This is a genomic window from Photorhabdus noenieputensis (assembly GCF_018448935.1).
Classification (GTDB): Bacteria; Pseudomonadota; Gammaproteobacteria; order Enterobacterales; family Enterobacteriaceae; genus Photorhabdus; species Photorhabdus noenieputensis.
The window spans coordinates 1-2,688 of sequence record NZ_RCWC01000094.1 but is presented as its reverse complement, the minus strand read 5'-3'; the positions used below and the strand labels follow the sequence as shown (position 1 = coordinate 2,688).

Genomic DNA, 2,688 nt, shown 5'->3' with positions numbered 1-2,688 from the left:
TTCTTACCGGTCAGTGCCTGACCCTCCTGAAGCGCTTTCAGGGCTTTGTCGAAATCGAAAGATTGAGTCATGTATCATTCCTTTTTGAGATATATTACTGGAATGACACAGAATTTCTAACACTCCCCTTACTACCGCCATTGTGATGTTGACGGAGTAGGCTAAAAAAATAGTCCCGGCTTTTACAAACCGGAGTGGGTAAATATTTAGATGATATTTTTTTCTACTTGCTCTACAAGAGCACGGAATTCTCTAAAGTCGAAGTTCCATATTCCTCCATTCGGACAAGAAAAGATCTCTATTCTCATGCCATGCTCAGGCTCATTTGAGACTTCTGCTACTTGATCTGTACCCCAAAAGATCTCGTAAACAACATTCTCTCGATCTGGCAAGCTCGCTATTTGTGCTGTTAATTTATTTGTCATCTCGGTGGTTCCAAAAATCCTATAAGCCTACCCTGAGCATCATAACGTAATCCACGTCCACTAGAAGATATAACATCAGTAACTTGGCCGTATCGTCCTGTATTACTTTGAATCACCGTTTTGTTCGGGTCATTCAATATACTATCTACAATTTTTTGGCCCTGTTCATTTATCGCAGATGGGTTTCCTTTAGCCTCTGGAAAAATGCTACCCGGCCGACTACCATGTTTTTGTAGAGCGCGACCAGCAAGTGTCAAATCGCCTTTTTTTGAGGCCGGATCTGTATATTTCGCCCCATTTGACAATTCATCAACTGACCACTTTCCAATATGATTGTTATTTCTGGCATTCTGCTCATCTTCTGGATCATGTCCTCCCGGTGCTCCTGTTCCTGAACCACCAAGTTCGGCTTTCTCTGAATCTGTCAGATCCTTTGATATATTGGGTTGATTTTCACCATCCACATAATCTGACGAACATACCCGGCCAAAAGAGCATTGAGTGGCTTTATCTATAGACTCTCCCATTTCCTTCAATTTTTTGTCCAAAGCTGAAGCTATTGTCTGATTTGCTTCATTCACGGCTTCACCCGTGTTTGAACCCGCCATCGGTGGTGGTGGCATTGGTACAGCTAGGGCATTATTGTCAGTAACAACTTATTTAATTTTAACTATATATATACAGATCAATGTCTAGTCCCGCATTTAATTCGTTAAGCTCTTTGACCATCATTTTATCCAAACTTATTGCTGGCTTAATTCCCTCTTCTATTTTAATTACTATATTAAATTGATAATCAAGCTCATACTCATTAGCCAATTTTACTAAAACCTTTTTTTTGTCCTGTAGTAATGCGAATATTTCTCCTAGCTGTTCACCAATATCAAGCGATTCTTCATCGCCTGTGCTCAAAAGCCAGCAACTATCTATTCTAAAACGTTTTTTCCCTGGTATAGGATCGCCTTTCAGCCAACATTTTGTTGGCTGAATAGCTAATTTTTCAGTTACATTCCCAGGATTTAACTTATCTCCAGAGATCAAAAAATACACACACACAGTTGATTTACTCATTTGTTATAACCTTATTTAATGAATTCACCTGTTGGGATACCTTCTCCAGTACCCCCTTTTCTGAAAACCCATAGTTCACCAGTTTCTTTATTCACATAAATATCATATTTCGATATATTTTTCTTACCAACAACATCAGATTTAAGCTCATGGGCATCAATTCCATTCTGTTTTAAATACTTGTCATCAGCCATTTTGATATTTGATGGTTTATGTTCATTCTGTCCATTCTTATTTTGATTATCTTCAGGTGGCTGTTGATTTCCTGTACCACCATACTTCTTCTTCTCTTCATTCGTCAGGTTTTCCCCCACATTTGGTTGGCTTTCATTATCCACATAATCTGACGAACATACCCGGCCAAAGGAGCACTGCGTCGCTTTATCTACAGCTTTTCCCATCTCCTTTAGTTTTTTGTCCAAAGCTGAAGCTATTGTCTGATTTGCTTCATTTACTGCTTCCTCGGTATTTACGCCAGCTACAGGGGGAGGGGTCACAGGTATCGCCAGTGCATTATTATCGGTAACAACGCATTCCATTGCGAAGTTGATTATCGAACACCGATTTTCCCAATGCCCTCAGTCAGTTACCACCCGTTTTTTCCAATGTGCGTTCACCGCCGGACCCAAAACCCCCTGACGCGCTTTTCGCCTCCAAAGGCCGGTTTTTCCCGCCGTGCCATTGTCAGTGTAGCGCCTTTTTCGGCAACGGGCGAACGTCGCCCAACTCGCTTGGGCGGCGGACGCCCGTTCTGCGGGCGCGGGCGGCATAGAGCCCGCAAGCGGCGCCCCTGCGACGCTCTGAGGCACTGTGGCTTCGGTTTGCGTATGACCTTGCATGACCACGCGGTTTTGTTCAGGGAAGCCCCCGGGGGCTGCGCGGGGCGGAGATGGCGAGCACGGTAACGAGCAAGGAGCCTGCGACTGCGAGCCGCGCGCAGCCAGTGCAGCGGGGTTGGGGCGGGGGGAAGTAAATAACGGAGGCCGTCAGGCCGACCTGCCTTCAGGGTTGTTTGGCTGAACGATAACACGGCAGCTAAAGAAGCACGCGGGGTTGTCGATGGCCGGCTCAGCGGCTGACAGCAGAAGGCGTCAGCCTTGTGCGCCACACCCTTCGATGCTAACCCGCGGGGGCGCAAGACATAATGCCAATTATACGCATTAAGCCGCTCATCAATGCTCAGGCGGTTGCC

Annotated in this window: 4 protein-coding genes; all 4 read right to left on the bottom strand. The window is 45.1% G+C overall.

Annotated elements, in window-relative coordinates; genetic code table 11:
* Positions 1-206 precede the first annotated feature (206 nt).
* The 4 genes from EAE91_RS23210 to EAE91_RS24440 are packed head-to-tail and all read right to left on the bottom strand — an operon-like array spanning position 207 to position 2,035.
* The gene (locus EAE91_RS23210) at positions 207-425 is read right to left on the bottom strand and encodes a hypothetical protein (protein WP_036774990.1); all 219 of its coding nucleotides are present in this window, start codon (positions 423-425) and stop codon (positions 207-209) included.
* Positions 422-1,048 carry a hypothetical protein gene (locus tag EAE91_RS23205; RefSeq protein ID WP_214090506.1) on the bottom strand — a complete coding sequence of 209 codons (627 nt, stop codon included), beginning with the start codon at positions 1,046-1,048 and terminating at the stop codon, positions 422-424. The genes EAE91_RS23210 and EAE91_RS23205 overlap by 4 nt, the downstream gene beginning before the upstream one ends.
* Before the next feature lie 43 nt (positions 1,049-1,091).
* Positions 1,092-1,496 carry a DUF4279 domain-containing protein gene (locus EAE91_RS23200; protein ID WP_214090504.1) on the bottom strand — a complete coding sequence of 135 codons (405 nt, stop codon included), beginning with the start codon at positions 1,494-1,496 and terminating at the stop codon, positions 1,092-1,094.
* Between the two features lie 11 nt (positions 1,497-1,507).
* The gene (locus tag EAE91_RS24440) at positions 1,508-2,035 is read right to left on the bottom strand and encodes a polymorphic toxin type 33 domain-containing protein (RefSeq protein WP_244869009.1); all 528 of its coding nucleotides are present in this window, start codon (positions 2,033-2,035) and stop codon (positions 1,508-1,510) included.
* Positions 2,036-2,688: the final 653 nt, after the last annotated feature.

Bases quoted from the DNA above. Each gene is read 5' to 3' on its own strand.
- EAE91_RS23210 (WP_036774990.1), bottom strand. From the start codon at position 425: ATGACAAATAAATTAACAGCACAAATAGCGAGCTTGCCAGATCGAGAG.
- EAE91_RS23205 (WP_214090506.1), bottom strand. From the start codon at position 1,048: ATGCCACCACCACCGATGGCGGGTTCAAACACGGGTGAAGCCGTGAAT.
- EAE91_RS23200 (WP_214090504.1), bottom strand. From the start codon at position 1,496: ATGAGTAAATCAACTGTGTGTGTGTATTTTTTGATCTCTGGAGATAAG.
- EAE91_RS24440 (WP_244869009.1), bottom strand. From the start codon at position 2,035: ATGGAATGCGTTGTTACCGATAATAATGCACTGGCGATACCTGTGACC.